We start from the raw sequence: 1813 nt of genomic DNA on the forward strand, positions 1-1813 counted from the left end.
TATTTTACAAGGACGGTCACACAAGACTCACCCCCTTCAAAACTAAGTAAACGCTTACATTCGTGTAGCATTAAACGATCGTCGCTTGCTGGAAACTCACTTCTGATCAATTAAAAGTGCTGAAGCAGTCAAGGCCGCGAAGCGTTCATATTGCCTTGACTGGTTCCTCAAATTTCTTGACCAGCACCCCGTGCGACGGGGTATAGTGGTTAGTTCCTGAATTCATCAGATCGAATTGACTATCTTAAGTGCAGGAGTTATGCAGTTGGAGGAAGATGCTGGATATCTTAAACTGGAAGAGATCATGTGTCGGTTTCGTCAGTTTCATTGGAGAAAATACAGCAGAATCTCTATTCGAGCATTGATCATCGTACGTTCATTGGAATTTCTCCAATGAAATGCATTCCACAGGGCCTAAATGGCTCCATTTGAGGCAATTCTGCTGGAAAATATCCAGCGGAATGCGTCATCCATGAGCCTGAGTTAGAAAAACACTGTATGAATTCCAATGGAGCAGAGACATTTACAAATATTTACTTCAAGTGCATAGGTCATCTTAAGTGTTGTATTCGTGCAAATTCTTCCAAGTTAACAGGGATTCCTCCATTTACTCGGGAATACTCAGCAGCGAAAGCCATTAAATGGCATCTTACTGAATCGGATGCAGAAGTCAAGTAAAAAAGGAGGAATGTCCTGATAAGACATCGCCTTATGTCCGACAATTCCCCCCTTATTTGACTACCTATTACTTGGCCACTTTAAAGGATTTATCGCGGCTTTCTGTCCGTGTAGAAGCTTTTCAAGTTAAAACCCTTGATTGTCTCCCAGCGGGATAGGGAACATCTTCCATTTATCAGCGCCCCTTCTCCGATATCGACTTGTCCCTAGATGTACAATGTTCTTATATGACTTCAATGACAATCGTGGCAAACTCAAGAGAGGTTGAAGATGCTCTTAACAAAATCGCGCCTTTCCCAACAGTTGCTTGAATAATGACCAAGCAATGTCCGTTAAACGCTCTTCTGTGAGTCGCTTTATCGGGCTCATGACTGCTCGGGTTTCCATTACCAACGCCGAGAATCTTACCCGGACCTTCGATCATAAATAAGATTTGATTGTCCGCAGTTGGTACGATTACACCCGCGTGATCAAGAATTGATACTTTAATCATCGCTACATCAGTGTCATTGGCATTTAGCGTTATTTTATCCGATTCCATCGTAATTTTTGATGGATTACCTGCGGTAGACATAACCTTTCTTACGATCTCCCTACCAGCAATTTTCCCTATAGCTATAAGCTCTCCAGGGAAATATTTTACTTTCCACTCCATACGTGAGTTCCGGTCAACAACCTTTTCACCCAGACTCTGACCATTAAGAACCAACTCCGTTGTTTCACAATTACTATACGTCCATACAACGATCTCTTGCCCTACTTTATCCAACCAATTCCAGTGGGGCATCACATGCACCATCGGCTCATCCGTCCAGGCCGATTTATAGTAAAAGTAAGCATCCTTTGGAAATCCGCAGCTATCCATGATCCCGAAATGAGATCCAATACAAGGCCATTGATGAGGTGTCGGTTCTCCTCTGTAATCAAAACCCGTCCAAACGAAAATACCGGTCAAATGAGGATGATTTACGATATCTTGCCATGATTTTTCATGCGAACAGGACCACTCTGGAATCTGATCTCCATAGGATGAACAATACCCCAACACAGTATCATTTTCATAAATTCCGCGCGTGGTCGTACAACTGGTGCTCTCACTGCCAATCATGATCCGATCGGGGAATTGCTCGTGATC

Annotated in this window: 1 protein-coding gene; it reads right to left on the minus strand. The window is 43.1% G+C overall.

What is annotated here, in order from left to right; all coding sequences use genetic code 11:
• Positions 1 to 901: 901 nt before the first annotated feature.
• Positions 902 to 1813 (minus strand): DUF4982 domain-containing protein (locus GC102_RS28720; protein ID WP_171692555.1); only part of this gene is annotated, 912 nt, incomplete at its 5' end.

This window comes from Paenibacillus germinis, from assembly GCF_013141785.1.
Lineage (GTDB): Bacteria > Bacillota > Bacilli > Paenibacillales > NBRC-103111 > Paenibacillus_E > Paenibacillus_E phytorum.